15 protein-coding genes are annotated in these 17,270 nt (G+C 71.6%); 6 read left to right on the forward strand and 9 right to left on the reverse strand.

Annotation, left to right across the window (positions count from 1 at the left end; genetic code table 11):
• Positions 1-10: 10 nt before the first annotated feature.
• Positions 11-1,003, forward strand: coding sequence for a type I pantothenate kinase (coaA, locus tag AB0O07_RS24430; RefSeq protein ID WP_365636834.1), 993 nt, complete (start codon positions 11-13; stop codon positions 1,001-1,003).
• Between the two features lie 179 nt (positions 1,004-1,182).
• Positions 1,183-2,511: a threonine--tRNA ligase gene (gene thrS, locus AB0O07_RS24435; protein WP_365636685.1), complete on the forward strand. Its 1,329-nt coding sequence runs from the start codon at positions 1,183-1,185 to the stop codon at positions 2,509-2,511.
• A 24-nt stretch (positions 2,512-2,535) separates the two neighbouring features.
• On the opposite strand, the gene AB0O07_RS24440 is transcribed toward thrS, so the two are convergent.
• The 5 genes from AB0O07_RS24440 to AB0O07_RS24460 all read right to left on the reverse strand — a co-directional run bounded on the left by AB0O07_RS24440 (position 2,536) and on the right by AB0O07_RS24460 (position 8,727).
• A complete protein-coding gene (locus AB0O07_RS24440) occupies positions 2,536-4,158 on the reverse strand; it encodes a HAMP domain-containing sensor histidine kinase (RefSeq protein ID WP_365636686.1) in 1,623 nt (540 codons plus the stop codon).
• Positions 4,155-4,937 carry a response regulator transcription factor gene (locus AB0O07_RS24445; RefSeq protein WP_365636688.1) on the reverse strand — a complete coding sequence of 261 codons (783 nt, stop codon included), beginning with the start codon at positions 4,935-4,937 and terminating at the stop codon, positions 4,155-4,157. Before AB0O07_RS24445 ends, AB0O07_RS24440 begins: the two co-directional genes overlap by 4 nt.
• A 339-nt stretch (positions 4,938-5,276) precedes the next feature.
• Positions 5,277-7,088 carry a CotH kinase family protein gene (locus AB0O07_RS24450; RefSeq protein ID WP_365636690.1) on the reverse strand — a complete coding sequence of 604 codons (1,812 nt, stop codon included), beginning with the start codon at positions 7,086-7,088 and terminating at the stop codon, positions 5,277-5,279.
• Positions 7,088-7,771: a DUF4956 domain-containing protein gene (locus tag AB0O07_RS24455; RefSeq protein ID WP_365636692.1), complete on the reverse strand. Its 684-nt coding sequence runs from the start codon at positions 7,769-7,771 to the stop codon at positions 7,088-7,090. Before AB0O07_RS24455 ends, AB0O07_RS24450 begins: the two co-directional genes overlap by 1 nt.
• Positions 7,768-8,727 (reverse strand): polyphosphate polymerase domain-containing protein, encoded by a 960-nt coding sequence (locus tag AB0O07_RS24460; protein WP_365636695.1) that lies wholly within the window; start codon positions 8,725-8,727, stop codon positions 7,768-7,770. The genes AB0O07_RS24455 and AB0O07_RS24460 overlap by 4 nt, the downstream gene beginning before the upstream one ends.
• Before the next feature lie 248 nt (positions 8,728-8,975).
• Between AB0O07_RS24460 and AB0O07_RS24465 the strand changes: the two genes are divergently transcribed.
• Entirely contained in the window at positions 8,976-10,607 is a 1,632-nt protein-coding gene (locus AB0O07_RS24465) for a hypothetical protein (protein ID WP_365636697.1), read from the forward strand.
• Positions 10,608-10,831: 224 nt separating this feature from the next.
• Positions 10,832-11,278, forward strand: coding sequence for a hypothetical protein (locus AB0O07_RS24470; protein WP_365636699.1), 447 nt, complete (start codon positions 10,832-10,834; stop codon positions 11,276-11,278).
• A gap of 36 nt (positions 11,279-11,314) precedes the next feature.
• Here the strand turns inward: AB0O07_RS24470 and glmM are convergent, their stop codons facing one another.
• The 4 genes from glmM to AB0O07_RS24490 all read right to left on the reverse strand — a co-directional run bounded on the left by glmM (position 11,315) and on the right by AB0O07_RS24490 (position 15,894).
• Positions 11,315-12,673, reverse strand: coding sequence for a phosphoglucosamine mutase (gene glmM / locus AB0O07_RS24475; RefSeq protein WP_365636702.1), 1,359 nt, complete (start codon positions 12,671-12,673; stop codon positions 11,315-11,317).
• Positions 12,674-12,922: 249 nt separating this feature from the next.
• A complete protein-coding gene (gene rpsI, locus AB0O07_RS24480) occupies positions 12,923-13,450 on the reverse strand; it encodes a 30S ribosomal protein S9 (protein ID WP_365636704.1) in 528 nt (175 codons plus the stop codon).
• 42 nt (positions 13,451-13,492) lie between these two features.
• Positions 13,493-13,936, reverse strand: a complete 444-nt coding sequence (rplM, locus tag AB0O07_RS24485; protein ID WP_365636707.1) for a 50S ribosomal protein L13 — start codon at positions 13,934-13,936, stop codon at positions 13,493-13,495.
• A 314-nt stretch (positions 13,937-14,250) separates the two neighbouring features.
• The gene (locus tag AB0O07_RS24490) at positions 14,251-15,894 is read right to left on the reverse strand and encodes an ATP-binding cassette domain-containing protein (protein WP_365636708.1); all 1,644 of its coding nucleotides are present in this window, start codon (positions 15,892-15,894) and stop codon (positions 14,251-14,253) included.
• 116 nt (positions 15,895-16,010) lie between these two features.
• Between AB0O07_RS24490 and AB0O07_RS24495 the strand changes: the two genes are divergently transcribed.
• Positions 16,011-16,988: a hypothetical protein gene (locus tag AB0O07_RS24495; RefSeq protein WP_365636710.1), complete on the forward strand. Its 978-nt coding sequence runs from the start codon at positions 16,011-16,013 to the stop codon at positions 16,986-16,988.
• 96 nt (positions 16,989-17,084) lie between these two features.
• Positions 17,085-17,270 (forward strand): hypothetical protein (locus AB0O07_RS24500; RefSeq protein ID WP_365636712.1); only part of this gene is annotated, 186 nt, incomplete at its 3' end.

Raw genomic sequence — 17,270 nt, forward strand, 5'->3', positions numbered from 1 at the left:
TGGCTCAGTGATCATTCCGCCACCGCCCGGCGCCCCCCGCAGGGGTGAGCCCGGACCGACCCCGTACGTCGACCTCTCCCGCGCCGAGTGGAGCGCGCTCCGCGACAAGACGCCGCTGCCGCTCACCGCCGAGGAGGTCGAGGCGCTGCGCGGGCTCGGGGACGTCATCGACCTGGACGAGGTCCGCGACGTCTACCTGCCGCTCTCCCGCCTCCTCAACCTCTACGTACAGGCCACGGACGGGCTCCGCGGGGCGCTCAACACCTTCCTCGGCGACGCGGGCAACGGGCACGGCGCGCAGCGCGGCACGCCGTTCGTCATAGGGGTGGCCGGCAGCGTGGCCGTGGGCAAGTCGACGGTGGCCCGCCTCCTCCAGGCGCTGCTGGCCCGCTGGCCGGAGCACCCGAGGGTGGAACGGGTCACCACCGACGGCTTCCTGCTCCCGATGAAGGAGCTGATCGCGCGCGGCCTGATGTCCCGTAAGGGGTTCCCCGAGTCGTTCGACCGCCGGGCCCTGACCCGGTTCGTCGCGGACATCAAGGCGGGCAGGGACGAGGTCACCGCGCCCGTCTACTCGCACCTGATCTACGACATCGTCCCCGGCGAGCTCCTGACGGTGCGCCGCCCCGACATCCTGATCGTGGAGGGCCTGAACGTCCTCCAGCCCGCCCTGCCCGGCAAGGACGGCAGGACGAGGGTCGCGCTCGCCGACTACTTCGACTTCAGCGTGTACGTGGACGCCCGGCCCGAGGACATCGAGAGCTGGTACCTGAACCGCTTCCGCAAGCTCCGCGAGACCGCGTTCCAGGACCCGTCCTCGTACTTCCGCAAGTACACCCAGGTCTCCGAGGAGGAGGCCCTGGAGTACGCCCGTACCACCTGGCACACCATCAACCGCCCCAACCTCCTCCAGAACGTGGCCCCCACCCGGGGCCGCGCCACCCTGGTCCTCCGCAAGGGCCCGGACCACAAGGTCCAGCGCCTCTCGCTCCGGAAACTCTGATGCCCTCGGGAACCGCCCCGGCTACGCTCCCGCCCATGCAGCGTGCCGCAGCCGTGATGACGACGACGCCGGAGAGTGTCCCGGCGCGCTGACTGCTGACCGAGTCCGAAGCCCCGGGGCGAGTGCCCCGGGGCTTCGCCGTCGGGTCACCCGCTCCCTCCCCAGCGAGGAGACCCCCGATGACCGCGATGCCCCCCGAGATGCCCCCGCCCCCGGGGGACCACCCCCGGGAGACCCCCGGCCAGACGTCCGACGGAGCCCCCGACCACCGCAGGGTGGGCCGTGCCCTGGACCTCTTCGACACCGACCCGCTGATGGGCGCGGGGCTCCCCTACTGGCTGCCGGACGGCGCGACCGTACGGCACACCCTGGAGGAGTACGTACGGGACCTGGAGCGGCGGGCCGGGTACCGCCACGTGTACTCGCCCGTGCTCGGCAAGCGCGAGCTGTACGAGATCTCCGGACACTGGTCGCACTACAGCGACGACATGTTCCCGCCGATGGAACTCGGCGGCGAGCAGGTCGTGCTCCGCCCCAGCCTCTGCCCCCACCATGCCCTGATCTACCGCTCGCGCACCCACAGTTACCGCGAACTCCCGCTCCGTATCGCCGAGTTGGGGGGCATGTACCGGGCCGAGCGCTCCGGTGTACTGGGCGGCCTCACCCGCGTACGGTCGATCCAGCTCAACGACGCGCACATCTTCTGCACCCCGGAGCAGGCGGCCGAAGAGGCGTACGGGGCGCTGGAGCTGATCGGGCGGGCGTACGCGGCGCTGGGGATCCGGCCGGTGCGCCACCGGCTCTCGCTCCCGGGTCCGGGCGGGACCGGCGGGACTGGTGCGTCGTACGTGGCGGGCCCGGAGGGGATGTGGGAGCGGGCCGCCGGGGTACTGCGGGAGGCGCTGGAGCGGGCCGGGGTGGCGTACGAGGCGGAGGAGGGCGAGGCGGCGTTCTACGGGCCGAAGATCGACGTGCAGATCGCCGACGGCGCGGGGCGCGAGGCGACGCTCTCGACCGTTCAGGTCGACTTCCACCAGCCGGAGCGGTTCGGGCTGCGCTACATCGGCGCGGACGGGGCACGGCACCGTCCTGTCATGGTGCACCGCAGTGTCATAGGCAGCATGGAGCGGGCCATGGCGCACCTGATCGAGGTCCACGGCGGCGCGTTCCCCGCCTGGCTCGCCCCGACCCAGCTCACGGTCCTCCCGGTCTCCGCCGCCGAGCTGGCCCCGGCCGCCGAACTGGTCCGCCGCGCCACCGATCAGGGGGTACGGGCGGAACTCAGCGGCCCGGAACACGGCACCCTGGGGGCCCGGATCCGGGGCGGGCGGCTCGTTCCGTACCAGACGGTGATCGGCGCCCGGGAGGCGGCGGCAGGGCAGGTGGCGCTGCGGCTCCGGGACGGCCGCAGGGTGCCTGGGCTGCCGGTCGAAGAGCTGCTGGGGCGGATGGGCGGGGTCATCGCAGGACGTACCACTGCCTTGTGGGAGGGCGCGGAGGGGAAGTAGCCCCCCGCCATGCTGTCGGCCTGGTCAGGTGCCGTCTGCCGGGTCCGGGAGGAGGAGGCGGAAGACGCAGCCCTCGCCGGGGCGGTTGTCGAGTTCGAGGCGTCCGCCGTGGGCCGTCGCGATGGCGGCGGCGATGGCGAGCCCTAGCCCGGACCCGGGGTCGGGGTCGGGGTCGCCATCGGCCCCGTACGCCCGGGTCCGTACGGACGGCCGGTGGAGCGGCGTCGCGCGGTAGAAGCGGTCGAAGACGCGCGGGGCTTCGGCGGGGTCGATTCCCGGGCCCTCGTCGGCGACCTCGATGACGTTGACGGGGGTGCCGGGGGGTAGTGGGGGGCCGCTCCCGAGGGAGCCCGGGGCGGGGCCGCTGCCGGGTTGAGGGGTGCGGGTGGCGCCTACGCGGACGTGGACGGCGGTGGCGGCGGGGGTGTGCGCGCAGGCGTTGGCGAGCAGATTGCCCAGCACCTGGGCGAGCTGGTGGGGGTCGCCGGGGGCCTCGATGACGTCCAGGTCGGGAGAGGGGGCCGGAGAAGGCACGGGAGAAGGGGCGGGGGCGGTCGGGTGGGTGGTGAGCGGCTCCAGGGTGATGGGGCGGGCGGGGTGGCGTACCGCCGTGGTCGCGATGGCGTCGGCGGCCAGGGAGAGGAGATCGACGGATTCCCGGTGCGCGGCCGGGGTGTCGCCGAGCTTGGCGAGGAGAAACAGGTCCTCCACGAGGCGGCTCATACGGTCGGCGTTGTGGGCGATCAGAGCGTGTGCCTCGCGCCGCCGCCGTACGGACATGTCCGGCTCGTCGAGGAGGAGCTCCGAGAACCCCTGGATCGCGGTGAGCGGCGTACGCAGTTCGTGCCCCGCGTCCGCCATGAAGCGGCGGAGCTGTGCCTCGGACGCCTCCCTGCGCTGGAGCGCGGCGCGCAGCCGGTCGAGCATGGTGTTGAGGGCCAGGCCGAGCCGGCCGACCTCGGTGTCCGGGTCCGCGACGGGGACGTCGGGCAGCGCGCCCTCGGTGATGTGCCGCGCGGTGTGCTCGACCCGGGTGAGCGGGCGCAGCCCCAGCCGGACGGCGCCGTTGCCGAGGACGACCACACCGGCGGCGACGGCGGCCCCGAGACTGAGGCTGAGCCAGAGGAGTTTGGTGGTGGCACCGTCCACGGTGTCCAGCGGGAGCGCGACGACGGCGTACATGCGGTCGGGCCCGGAGTGCACCATCACGCGCCAGCCGGAGCGGCCTGCCGCGTCGTCCGCGTCCGGTACGGTCCTGGGCTTCCCGACGGCCGAGTCCAGGTCCGCCGCGTGGCGAGGGAGGCGGGGGCCCTCCTCGCTGCCGCCGCTGGCCAGGGAGGCGTCGAGCAGGTCGCCCGCCGCGTCGTAGAAGTAGACCCGGTAGTCGGAGGGGAGTACGTCGTCGTGCGGGCGCCCCGGGCGGAGTGTGCCGATGTCGGCGGCTTCCGCGGCGAGGATGTCCGCGTAGGCGGGTTCCGGGGGCCGGAAGCGGGCGAGCCGGTCGTCGACCTGGTCGGTGAGCCAGCCCCGGAGAACGGTGAGCCCGGCGAGCTGGCAGAGGAGGACGGCGCTGGTGGCGAGCAGGGAGGCGATCAGGACGAGGCGGCTGCGGAGCGAGCGCGGGCGGAGGCGGCGGGGCCACCTCACTGGGGAGCCTTGGGGGGTGTCGGGGGTGTCGGGGGTGTCGGGGGTGTCGGGGGTGTCGGGGGTGTGGGGGGTGTGGGGGGCGTGGGGGGCTCGTCGCGTGGCAGGCGGAGGCAGTAGCCGACGCCGCGCACCGTGTGGATCAGCGCGGGCGGCTCGCGGTCGATCTTGCGGCGCAGGTTCTTGACGTACGTGTCCACGATGCGGGTGTCGCCGGCGAAGTCGTACCGCCAGACCTGCTGGAGGATCCCGGCCTTCGTCAGCACGCGCTCGGGGTGCGCCAGCAGGCAGGCCAGCAGCCGGAACTCGGTCGGCGAGAGCTTCAGGAGGCGGCCCCCGCGCCGTACCTCGTGACCGCCCTCGTCCAGGGTGAGGTCGGCGTACCGCAGCGGCGGCCGGGGCGGACGGGCCCCGGTCGCGTCGGCGGAGGCCGGGGCGTTGCTGCGGCGCAGGATGGCCCGTATCCGCAGCAGCACCTCCTGGACGTGGAAGGGCTTGGTGACGTAGTCGTCGCCGCCGGAGCTGAGCCCGATGATGCGGTCCTCGACCCCGGTACGGGCGGTGAGGAAGAGCACCGGCGTGTAGACGCCCTGCGCGCGCAGGGCGCGGGTGAACTCGAAGCCGTCGGTGTCGGGCAGCATGACGTCGAGGACGATCAGGTGGGGCCGCCGGTTACCGGCCTCGAACATGCCCTCCTGGCCACTGGCCGCGCTCACCACCGTGTACCCGGCGACGCCGAGCGCCGAGGTGAGGAGGGTACGGATGCTGGCGTCGTCCTCCACGACCAGGACGGTGTGCCCGGCGGGGTTCGTGCGGACGGGAGCGGGGGCGGCTGCGGGTGCGGGGATAGGGACTGGGGCTGGGACTGGGGCGTACGGGTCGGTCACGTTCAGCACCTCGGGGTACGGGCAGGCCGGGCCGGGGGGCCGGGGCCGGCCGTGCGAGCGCCAGGGTAGGAGGGGAACCTGTGCGGGGGCTGGATACGGAGAGGGGGGCGGGTCCGGGGGCCGTGCATGACGTCGGTACGGGGCCGGATCCGGCGCCCCGGGCCAGGCCCTCAGGGGGCGGGAGGCCCGGGGCGCCGGGCGGGCTCAGCCGGTCACGCCTACGTCACGTCCACGTCATGTCCCCGCCGCCCCCGTCACGGCCTTGTCCTTGGCCAGGGCCGCCGCGCGGTCGGTGACGGTCGTGGTGAGCCCGGTCAGAGCGGTGTCCAGCTCCTGGGAACCGGCCCCCGCGGCGCGGGCCTGCTCCCCGAGCGTCTTCAGCGCCTCCGCCGCCGTACCCGAGGCATAGAGCTTCTCGTACAGCTCCCGGTACACCTTCTTGTAGACGCCGTCGAAGTCGTCGGAGTCGAGGAACTTGGTCTTCAGGACGTGCCCCCCGAGCATCCTCCGCTGACCTCCCTCGCCCCCTGCTCCATTGCCGTCTCCGTTACCGGCTCCGTTACCGCCCCCGTTGCCGCCCGCACCGTCCGGCCCACCGCCGGCCGCCCCTCCGGGGAACCCTTCCGGGATCTCCTGGGGTACCTGGGGCATCCCTTCCGGGAACCCCTCCGGGATCCCGCCCGAGCCTTCCCCGACGGGCATTCCGCCGCCGATGCCGACCCGGTCCTCCGGCCCGGCTTCCGCGTCCCCGCTGAAGGCCAGGTTGTAGTCCCAGCCCAGGACGGAGAACTTCTTGGTGTCCAGGTCGTACCAGAGGAGGTAGTTGTTGCCCGGGCCCGCCATGTCGTCGCCGTTCAGCAGCAGGTTCTGCGTGGCGATGTACGTGGCCAGCGATTCGACCTCGACATACGTGCCCAGATCGCGGGCGAACTCCTTGTCCGAGGCGCTGTCGGCCCACTTGATGAGCCTCATCACCGGTTCGAGATCCTGGCTGCCCTTCTTGTTGAGCTGCTTGAAGGACTTCTCGTACGCGGTCGGGTCGTCACCGGCGTACTCGAACCTGCCGCCCGCCCTCGCCTTGTAGAGCACGCCGTTGCCGTCGGCGAGGTCGTCGGCGTAGTCGGTGTCGGGCGCCTCGACCATGAGCCGGGCGACCGCCGGCCGGTTGTTCACCTTGAGCTGGGTGAAGCTGTAGCGCTCGGCCTTCTCGCCGCTCTCCTTGGTCAGGGCCAGCGACAGCGCCTCGTTGAGGGGCACCTGTCCGTTGCTGCCGGGGCGCAGCGAGATCTCCCGCTCGCCCTGGTAGGCGCGCCCTTCGACGTACTCGTCGATCTTGACGAGCCAGGGCAGCTCCTCGGGCTTCTCGGCGGAGAGGTTGTACTGCACCATGCCCCCGGGACCGCCGGGACCGCCGGGCCCACCGGCCTCTTGGGCACCATTGCCACCTCCGGCACCAGCACCAGCACCAGCACCAGCACCAGCAGCGTCCCCAGCGGCCGGACCGCCCCCTTCAGAGGCGGCCCCTTCAGAGGCGCCCCCTCCAGGCGCGGCCCCGCCGGCCGGAGCGCCCCCCGCGCGCTGGGGCATGTTCCGGCCGCCACCGGGCATGCCCCTGTTCCCGCGCAGGGACGACAGTGTGGAGTTCCCCTTGAGACGGATCCCGACGTCGTTCAGATAGACACCGTCGATGACGAGGTCGGCCTTGATGTACTCCTTGGTGCCGTCCTCCTTGTACTCCTTCATCATCTTGTCGAAGTCGGTCTGCTGATAGGTGAGTTGCACGGAGTGCGGCACCGTGGCGTCGTACAGCTCCACCGTCCCCCGGACGTCGTCGGTGATGGCGTCCGCCTCGACGCGCGAGGACGAGGTGACGTACGGGGAGATCCGCGCGTCCCCGAGGAAGGCGACCAGCGCGGCGAGCCCGACGCCCAGCGCCGCAGTCGGCTTCCAGTGGTGGCGCAGCCGGACGGGCACCCGGTCCCGTAGCCGTAGCCCCAGTCGTCGCCGCCCGTGCCGGACGGCGGCGGCGCTCTTCCGCCGTCCCATCACAGGTCCGTCGTGTCATAACCGGTCAGGACGGTCACCCGCTGCCCGGAGGTGCGTTCCTGGAGGGCGCTGACCAGATCGCCGGGCTCGGCGCCCTTCTTCAGGCGCACCGTGTAGAAGACCTCGTTCAGCGCGCCGCCCCGGATGGTCTCGGTGCTCACCAGCTCGAACTCGCTCGTGTACTTGATCAGTACGTCACGGATCTGCGGCGTGTAGTCCTCACCGGCCGGGACCTGGACCTTGACGACCTGCCGCTGCACATTCAGCGCGAACCAGTTGAACTTGAACATCACCAGGATGACCGCGCAGATCACGACGGCGCCCACCGCCGCCAGCGTGTAGAAGCGGGCGCCGCAGGCCATGCCGATGGCCATCGCCAGGAAGATGAAGCCGACATCCCTGGTCTCCTTGACCGCGTTACGGAAGCGGACCACGGACAAGGCTCCGACCAGCGAGAAGGCCCGCGCCAGGTTCGATCCGACGACCAGCATGATCAAGGCGACGATCATGCCGACGATGACCAGGGTCTGCACGTAGGACTGGCTGTAGGAGACGTTGCGGTGCGTGTAGCGGTACGCGTAACCGATGAGCGTGGAGAGGACGAACGACAGCGCCATCGCCGCCACGACATCGGCCACGCTGAACGTGCCGCTGAGTTCCTGTAGTTCGAGATCGAAATTCACGGCGCTCCTACCTTCGACGACGCGTCCCGCGACGTCGCGTTTTCCGACGACGCGTCGTGCCGCGCCGACAGCAGCCCGGACGACTGCTTCTCTTCAGTGGGGGTGGTGGGGGTGGTGGGGGTGACGGGCGGACAATCCGCCTCATCGACATGGAAAACCGACCGAGGGGCGAGCCCGAACGCCTCGATGGACTGCACGTACTTCGAGATGCGCACCAGATTGAGGTTGCGCCGGGCGGCGAGGTCGGTGATCCAGTGCGGGGTCCGCTCGTTGACCTTGATCTCCATGACCGACAGGTGCGGCGGGATCGTGAACCGGTTCTCGGGCGTCGCGATGCCGAGGCCGAAGTCCCGGTCCCGGCCCCGGATCCGGCGGTCGAAGGTGACCCGCAGCCCGGTGTCGGCATCCCGCCCGACCAGGGCTTCCCGCTGGTAGCCGGTGATGGCGGTGGGCCGCAGGTTCAGCCGTACGACCAGTTCGAGAACCTCCTGGACGAAGGCGCTCTCCTTGGCCGAGTGGGCCACCATCTCCCGGCCGTCGCACAACTGCCGTGCCACGCCGTAGGGGAGGGTGATACGGCGCTTCTGGGTGACCCGGTTGACGCGCTGCTTGATCTCCACGCAGACCGGCGAGTCGTCGGTGACGCCATCGGGGTTGCCGTAGTGCCGTATACGCAGCTTGCGGCGGAACTTGAGCCCCTCGATCTTCTCCCAGTAGAACCGGAGCTGAGGGGTGTCGTAGTACAGACTCCACACCCCGTACCCGCCGGCCGGACTGTGCAGATCCCGGTCCATCCGCTCGCCCAGCTCGTCCCGGATCTCGGCGGCCTGCTCCACCGGAACCAGATACTTCAGCTCGAACCGGTTGAACGCATGCAGCCGACTGGCCACATGCAACGCCTCCTCCTCCCCGCCCTCCCCGCCCTCGCCGCTGTCCGGCTTCGCCAGGAACACCATGCGCCTCCTTGCTCGTACGTTGCGGACCGACCGACCGGCCTGGCCTACGCAACCAACGGCGCATGAGGAGCCCATGAGAATCACGGGTTTATTTCAGGAGTCTTCAAGGAGAAGGGAAGGTGAACGGAGAGTGGAGCGTGATCAAGGCGTTCCGCGTGATCCCTGAGGATTTTCCCCGGCGCACGCCTTCCGTTAGCCCTGCCTGGCTACTGTCCCTTGCCCTGGTCCGGCGCACGAGAGACAGATCCATGAGCACCCCGGTCTACCGCACCTCAACTCGCCAGTCCGCGGCTGCCTTTACGCCGTCCCAGCAGCAGAGCGGGAGCCGGAGCCGAAGTCGGAACCCGGCCGGCGCTCCGGCCGGGAACGCGGCGGAGCGTGCCCTCCTCCAGGTCCAGTCCACCGCCGGCAACCGGGCCGCGAGCGCGGTGGTGCAGCGGGCCAGGAGAACGGCGAGAGCGGGGACACCGGCGACGGGCGAGACACCGGCGGCCACCAGTCGACCCCCCGCGCCGGAGAGGCGGGTCGCGGCTGCCGGGGCGAAGGGTTTCCGTGACCGGATCGCCGGGATCCTCGACAAGGTCAAGAAGAATCTCGAATTCATCGACACTTTCGTCAAGGGCATCCACACCCCTTCCAACTCGGGCTTCTCCCAGCACGCCGCCGCCACCGCCGACAGCGGCCTCAAAAGCTCCGTCGGCGTCTCGGGGAGCGCCGCCGCCTCGGAGGGCTTCGCCCAGGAGGCCGCGGGCGCCGTGCTCAGCGGCATGGAGGCGGCCAAGGCCCGGAAGGACGCCAAGAAGCACCAGAGCGGCGCCGCCTTCCACGGAGCGGACAAGAAGGCCAACTCCAAGTCGGCCGACGCGATCGTCAGCTCGGCCGGCGCGGCGAACTACGCCCTCGGTGTCGCCAAGGAGCTGACCAAGGTTCACAAGGTGGCGAACGCCGCCGCGGTGTCCGAGGCGAGCGGTATCGGCTCCGGAATCGTCGGCGCGGCGAAGGGCGTCCGTGCGGCGGCCCGCACCGGTCTGACGGCCCGCAAGTACCGGGCCATCAAGAAGCTGGGGGCGCCCGAACACGCCGACGAGGAGGCGCTGGCCCGCCTGGACCAGGCGCGGCAGCAGGCCGAGTGGGCCGCGGCCGAGGCGTACGTCGCGCTGGACGCCCAGTGGGACCACGAGGACGAGGGCCGGCTGGAGCGCGTCTCCGAGGCGATCGACACGGCCTGGGCGGCGATGGGTGAGGCCCGTGACGCCGGCCGGGACTTCCGGCGGGCCGACGACGTCAAGACGATGGACACGGTGCACAACTACGCGCTCGGCAAGCAGCGCCACAAGATGGGCAAGCAGGCGCTGACGGCGGTGGGCGAGTCCACCAAGGCCGCGGGCGGCGTCGTCACGGCGGTCGCCGCCACGGCGGGCGGAGCCGGGCTGGCGAGCAACCCGGTCGGCTGGGGCCTCGCCGCGGGCGCGGCCGGTCTCATCCTCGGCGTCACCGCGTACAAGGCGGGCCGCGCCGGCAAGAAGCGCTACGACGGGGCCCGCCACCCCGAACGCTGGGCGCCGGAGGGGAGCACGAGGGAGCCCGCCTCGCGCGAGGACGCGCTGAAGGAGGCCCTGAAGTTCTGGAAGAAGGTGGAGAACGGCGAACGCCAGGCCATGGCGCGCAAACTCTACGGACTGGCGGCGGGCCCGGACGTCAAGGGGCACGGCGACACGACCCCGGAGATGCGGAGCTCGGCCAGGGCCCTTCTCGTCGCCCTCAAGGCGGGCCCCGCCAACCAGCGGATGACCCCGGACGAGTGGGCGAACTCCCTCGACGACCCGGCGAAGAGCGCCGCCTGGGTCAAGGAGATAGCGGAACAGCTCTCCTCGGCCTGACCGAGTCACCCGGGAGCGCGCCGGGGGGGGCCGGCCGGGTGTCCGTATGACCATCGTTCCGCGTACACCCACCGCCCTGCGGAGCGCAATCCTGTGGAGTGCCACATGGCCGGGCCGTTGTTTGACGCGGGCCCGCTGGTCAGGGGGGTGGGGGAGCCGGGAAAATGCGCGTACACGACTAGGCGTGACGGCGTGACCAGGGGCGGGGCAGGGACGTGGGGTTCATGAAGTTACTGCGGCGGGGCGTCGCGCCGCTGGTCACTGCCGTGCTCACGGCCGGGCTGCTCTCCGCCGGGGCGGGGTCCGCCCGGGCGGCGTCGGTCACGTTCGAGGCGTCGGCGGGCGGCGGGGCGAACCGGAAGTACGTCCAGGTCGTCGTCGTCAGGAACGGCAAGCATGTCGGGTACGTGTACTGGAACGGCGACCCGGATCCCGTACTGGGCTGGCCCGGCAACGCCATGATCGTCGCCGACACCTCCACCGACACCTGGGGGATAGAGGCGTACCTCAACCCCGTCGGCCGCGTCGCCACCACCCGCGGCCACAACGCGCCGTACGTCAGCCCCTGGGCCACCGGCGACCTCCCGGAGGGCCGCCGCTACGAGCTGCGGGTCTGCCTGGTGCGGGGGGCCGCCTCCAGTTGCTCGGGGGCGTACGGCGTCACCACGTGAGGGTGGTGACGCCGTACGGGGTGTACGGGGCCGCCCCTATCCCAGCGCCGCCTTCACCGCGTCCGCCAGGCGGCCGGCCACCGTGCGGGCCTGTCCGATGTCCGCTGCCTCGACCATGACCCTGACCAGGGGTTCCGTGCCCGAGGGGCGGAGGAGGACACGGCCCGTGGTGCCCAGGTCGCGCTCCGCTTCCGCTACCGCCGAGGCCAGTTCGGCGGAGGTGCCCACCCGCGACTTGTCGACGTCCGGGACGTTGATCAGGACCTGGGGGAGGCGGTCCATGACGGCGGCCAGCTCGGCCAGGGTGCGGCCGGTGGCGGCGACACGGGCGGCCAGCATCAGGCCGGTCAGGGTGCCGTCGCCCGTGGTGGCGTGGTCGAGGACGATGACATGGCCGGACTGTTCGCCGCCCAGGGCGTAGCCGTGCTCCTTCATCGATTCGAGAACGTAGCGGTCGCCGACCGCCGTCTCCACCAGGCGGATCCCCTCGCGCTCCATGGCCAGCTTGAAGCCGAGGTTCGACATGACCGTGGCGACCACCGCGTCCCCGCGCAACGTCCCCGCCTCGCGCATCGCGAGCGCCAGGACGGCGAGGATCTGATCCCCGTCGACCTCCTCGCCCGCGCCGTCCACGGCGAGGCAGCGGTCCGCGTCGCCGTCGTGCGCGATGCCGAAGTCCGCGCCGTGCTCGACGACGGCCGCCCGGAGCGGCCCGAGGTGGGTGGAGCCGCAGCCGTCGTTGATGTTGAGGCCGTCCGGCTCGGCGCCGATGGTGATGACCTCGGCGCCCGCGCGCGCGAACGCCTCCGGCGAGACCCGGGCCGCCGCGCCGTGCGCCTCGTCCAGGACGATCTTCAGGCCGTCGAGCCGGTTGGGCAGGACGCCGATCAGGTGTGCCACGTACTGATCGAAACCTTCGTCGTACGTACGGACCCGACCGACCCCGGCACCGGTGGGCCGCGTCCACGGCTCGCCGGTGCTGTGCTGCTCGTACACCGTCTCGATACGGTCCTCCAGCTCGTCCGCGAGCTTGTGCCCGCCCCGGGCGAAGAACTTGACACCGTTGTCCGGCATGGCGTTGTGGCTCGCGGAGAGCATCACGCCGAGGTCGGCGCCCAGCACACCGGTGAGATACGCCACCGCGGGGGTGGGCAGCACACCGACGCGCAGGACGTCCACGCCCGCGCTCGCGAGACCCGCCACCACGGCGGCCTCCAGGAACTCGCCGGAGGCACGCGGGTCACGGCCGACCACGGCCGTGGGCCGGTGCCCCTCGAACGTCCCCACCTCGGCGAGCACATGCGCCGCAGCGACCGACAGACCGAGCGCCAGCTCAGCCGTCAGATCGGCGTTGGCGACACCGCGCACACCATCCGTGCCGAAGAGTCGTCCCACAGCTCTCCCTCCGAGAGACGCCCGGCGCGGCGGCGTCACCGCGGCCACCCCGAGCGAAAACACATCGAAAATGCGAATTCATGCACCGACAGATCGAGCGATTGAGCAGACATGTGCTCTGCGTGCACCCTGCATGCTGTTATACGCCCGAGTCTGGCGATAAACGAACGCCCCGGCAGCACGGGAGTGCCGCCGGGGCGAACGGTAGGCCGAAAGGCTGTGAAAGAGCCTGTGCGGGCCGGCGCGCGATTAGCGCTTGCTGTACTGCGGCGCCTTGCGGGCCTTCTTGAGACCGGCCTTCTTGCGCTCGACCGCACGGTCGTCGCGGCTCAGGAAGCCGGCCTTCTTCAGCGTGGCGCGGTTGTTGTCCACGTCCGCCTCGTTGAGCGAGCGGGCCACGCCGAGGCGCAGCGCACCGGCCTGGCCGGAGACGCCGCCACCGGAGATCCGGGCGATGACGTCGTAGCGGTTGTCCAGCTCAAGCACCTTGAAGGGCTCGTTGACGGCCTGCTGGTGCACCTTGTTGGGGAAGTAGTCCTCAAGGGTGCGGCCGTTGATCTTCCACTTGCCGGTGCCCGGGACGATCCGGACGCGGGCGATGGCGTTCTTGCGGCGGCCCAGGCCGGCCGCCGGCTGCGGGTCGCCGAAGCGGCCCGCGAGCGACTCGGAGGTGTACTCGCCCTCTACGGGCACCTCCGACTCGAAGGTCGTGACGGCGTCATAGGTCTCCTCGACCTCGGCGCCCTCGACGGGGATCTCTGCAGTGGTCTCGGCCACGATGCTCCTCAGATTTCTTTTCGTCTTAGGGGGTGGCCGGAATTACTGCGCGACCTGGGTGATCTCGAACGGCACCGGCTGCTGGGCAGCGTGCGGGTGCTGGTCGCCCGAGTAGACCTTCAGCTTGGAGATCATCTGACGGCCCAGGGAGTTCTTGGGGATCATGCCCTTGATGGCCTTCTCGACGGCCTTCTCGGGGTTCTTCGCCATCAGCTCGTCGTAGCGGACGGAACGCAGACCACCCGGGTAGCCCGAGTGGCGGTACGCCATCTTCTGGGTCTTCTTGTTGCCGGACAGGTGCACCTTGTCCGCGTTGATGATGATGACGAAGTCACCGGTGTCAACGTGCGGCGCGTAGATCGGCTTGTGCTTCCCGCGCAGAAGGTTGGCGGCGGTGGTCGCCAGACGGCCCAGGACGATGTCCTGCGCGTCGATGATGTGCCACTGGCGCGTCACATCGCCGGGCTTGGGGCTGTACGTACGCACGGTCGTATGCCTTCGCTTCTTCAGTGATGAGTTTCCCGCAGCCCGCGAGGGTTGTGGGACGGGTCCTGACAAGGCCACCCGGACGATCACGACAGCCCTGGAGGTACGACGGGGACGCAACCCGTGCACCGCCGCTGTCCATCGGCCCGGTGAACCGGCGTAAGGGCCCCTCGCGTGAGAACGACCAAGCCAATACGCATAACGAACCAGCAGAATACCGCCGCCCCGCCGCACCGGTCAAAACGGGGGTCAGGGGGCCCGGAAGGGGCACACCCCGCCCCCGGGGCCCTGTCGGTCCCGTACCCCCGGCCCCCCTACCGCGCCCGTACCACCCGGCGCTCGTCCCAGACCGGCTCCGAGGTCTCCCGTACCACCCCGTCCGAGCCGAAGACCAGATAGCGGTCGAACGTACGAGCGAACCAGCGGTCGTGGGTCACCGCCAGCACCGTCCCCTCATACGCCTCAAGCCCCTCCTGGAGCGCCTCCGCCGACTCCAGGTCCAGGTTGTCCGTCGGCTCGTCCAGGAGCAGCGCCGTCGTCCCCGCCAGCTCCAGCAGCAGGATCTGGAAGCGCGCCTGCTGGCCGCCGGAGAGCTTCTCGAAGGGCTGGTCGCCCTGGCGTTCCAGCTCGTACCGGCGCAGGACGCTCATCGCAGCGCCCCGGTCCTTCGCGTGCTCCGTCCACAGGATGTCCACCAGCGCCCGCCCGACCAGCTCCGGGTGGGCGTGGGTCTGCGCGAAGTGTCCCGGCAGGACGCGCGCGCCGAGCTTCCACTCCCCCGTGTGCCGGACGTCCTCGCCCGCCAGCAGCCGCAGGAAGTGCGACTTCCCGGAGCCGTTCGAGCCCAGCACGGCGACCCGCTCGCCGTAGAAGACCTCCAGCGAGAACGGCTTCATCAGGCCGGTCAGCTCCAGGCCGACGCAGGTCAGCGCCCGTACGCCGGTACGGCCGCCGCGCAGCCGCATGGTGATCTCCTGCTCGCGCGGCGGCTCCGGCGGCGGGCCCGCCTCCTCGAACTTCGCGAAGCGCGTCTGCATCGCCCGGTACCGCGAGGCCATGTCGGGGCTGCTCGCCGCCTGCTGCCGGAGCCGGAGCACCAGCGCCCGCAGCCGGGCGTGCTCCTCCTCCCAGCGCCGCTTGAGCTCCTCGAAGCGGGCGAACCGCTCCCGGCGCGCCTGGTGGTACGTGGCGAAGCCGGCCCCGTGCACCCAGACGTCCGATCCGGCCGGGCCCGGTTCCACGCTGACGATCTTCTCGGCCGCCGTGGCCAGCAGCTCGCGGTCGTGGGAGATGAAGAGGACCGTCTTACGGGTCTCCTTGAGCCGCTCCTCCAGCCACCGCTTGCCCGGCACGTCCAGATAGTTGTCCGGCTCGTCCAGCAGCAGCACCTCGTCGGGGCCGCGCAGCAGCGCCTCCAGAACCAGCCGCTTCTGCTCGCCGCCGCTGAGCGTGCGCAGGGCGCGGAACTGGGCCTTGTCGTACGGGACGCCCAGCGCGGCCGTCGTGCAGATGTCCCAGAGCGTCTCCGCCTCGTAGCCGCGCGCCTCCGCCCAGTCGCTGAGCGCCTGCGCGTACGCCATCTGCGCGGCCTCGTCGTCCACCGTCATGATCGCGTGCTCGGCCCGGTCCACCGCCTCGGCGGCCTCCCGGATCCGGGGCTGCGCGACCGAGACCAGCAGGTCACGGACGGTGCGCTCGTCGCTGTCCGCGCCGTCGTCGCCGGTCCGGACCGAGCCGACGAACTGCGACATCACCCCGAGCCCGCCGCTCACGTTCACCGTGCCGCCGTGCGGCCGGAGCTCGCCGGCGAGCATCCTCAGCAGAGTGGTCTTCCCCGCCCCGTTGGCGCCGACGAGGGCGACGACGGAGCCCTCGGCGACGCGGAAGGAGGCATCGGCGAGCAGCACCCGCCCGTCCGGTAGGTAGTACTCAAGGTGCGCGGCCTCCAGATGTCCCATGCTCCGCATTGTCGGTGGAGACGTCCCGGCTCCCAAACCGTTTTCTGTTTACGCCCGGCCGCTTCGGGGCAACACGCGGCACACGCCCTTCACTTCGGGGCTTTAGACTGCGCCGCATGAGCTTTGGGCATGGGCAGGGGGGGCAGGGCCCTTCGTGGGGCGGCCCCGGTTCACCGGACCAGGATCCTTACGGAGCACGGCAGCCGCAGGGCGGTTACGGATACCCGCAGTCGCAGGATCCGTACGAGCCGCCCGCGTCGGAGCCGTACAACGCGCAGACACCCGACTGGGCGGCGCTCGCCGACGCCTCCGCCGCCCGCACCCGGCGCAAGCGGTGGCTGATGGCCGGCGGCGGTGTGCTCGCCACCGGCGCGGTCGCCGCGATCGTCGCGACCGCGGTCGTCTCGATGAACAACGGCGGCGACAAGAACACCGACGCGCAGAACGCCTCGGGCCGGCTCCCCACCAGCGGCGCGGACTCGCCGAACAGCGGGGCCGACCCGGAACCCTCCTTCTCGTCGGCGGACCCGCTGCCGCCGCCGGACCCGAAGGAGTTCATATCCAGCGCCGACAAGGACAAGGCGCCCCTCGACGAGGGCACCCTGTTCCCCGGCAAGAAGCTGACCATGGGCGACCGCGTCTACCTCAAGGGCGCCACCGCGACCACCACCAACTGCGCCGCGGCCACCCAGGGCGCGCTGGGCTCCGTGCTCGCCGCGAACAGCTGTGACCAGGTCATCCGTGCCACGTACCACAAGGACGGGGTGGCCGTCACGGTCGGCGTCGCCGTCTTCGGGCGCGAGGCGCAGGCGCTGAAGGCGAAGGACCAGGCACAGGGGGGCATCGCCTCGCTCTCCGGCGACGGGGTCGGCACCTTCTGCCGGGCCCCCTCGATCTGCCGCAAGACCACCAACTCGTACGGCCGGTACGTGTACTTCACGGTCGGCGGCTTCACCAGCGGCAAGAACGTCGTGGAGGCGGACAAGGACGTCTTCACGATCGGCGACGACGTCGCCGAGTTCACCTTCCGGCAGATCCTCGGCCGGGGCGAGGCGCAGGCCTCGGCGGCGGCCACGGAGCCGGTCACGCCGTAACCCTCCGGCCTGGGGTCACGCCGTAACCCTCCGGCCTCCGCGCGCGTTCACCCACGTGCCCCACGCACCCGGCGGGGGCGGAACGGGAGCGGGCGAATGGCGCGAGGGGCGCGTACGGCACGCGCGGTACGGACGGCACGCGCGGCGGGTACGGCGGGCGCGGACGGCCCGGCGGGCGCGGCACGCGCGGCGGGCGCGGCACGCGCGGCGGGCGCGGCACGCGCGGCGGGCGCGGCACGCGCGGCGGGCGCGGCACGCGCGGCGGGCGCGGCACGCGCGGCG

Origin of the sequence: Streptomyces sp. NPDC093085 (genome assembly GCF_040683935.1) — a bacterium.
Lineage (GTDB): Bacteria > Actinomycetota > Actinomycetes > Streptomycetales > Streptomycetaceae > Streptomyces.

What these genes read in the sequence shown, in the direction of transcription:
- AB0O07_RS24490 (WP_365636708.1), bottom strand. Translation starts at nt 15,894, where the DNA reads ATGGGACATCTGGAGGCCGCGCACCTTGAGTACTACCTACCGGACGGG.
- AB0O07_RS24470 (WP_365636699.1), top strand. Translation starts at nt 10,832, where the DNA reads ATGAAGTTACTGCGGCGGGGCGTCGCGCCGCTGGTCACTGCCGTGCTC.
- thrS (WP_365636685.1), top strand. Translation starts at nt 1,183, where the DNA reads ATGACCGCGATGCCCCCCGAGATGCCCCCGCCCCCGGGGGACCACCCC.
- AB0O07_RS24465 (WP_365636697.1), top strand. Translation starts at nt 8,976, where the DNA reads ATGAGCACCCCGGTCTACCGCACCTCAACTCGCCAGTCCGCGGCTGCC.
- AB0O07_RS24450 (WP_365636690.1), bottom strand. Translation starts at nt 7,088, where the DNA reads ATGGGACGGCGGAAGAGCGCCGCCGCCGTCCGGCACGGGCGGCGACGA.
- AB0O07_RS24460 (WP_365636695.1), bottom strand. Translation starts at nt 8,727, where the DNA reads ATGGTGTTCCTGGCGAAGCCGGACAGCGGCGAGGGCGGGGAGGGCGGG.
- AB0O07_RS24495 (WP_365636710.1), top strand. Translation starts at nt 16,011, where the DNA reads ATGAGCTTTGGGCATGGGCAGGGGGGGCAGGGCCCTTCGTGGGGCGGC.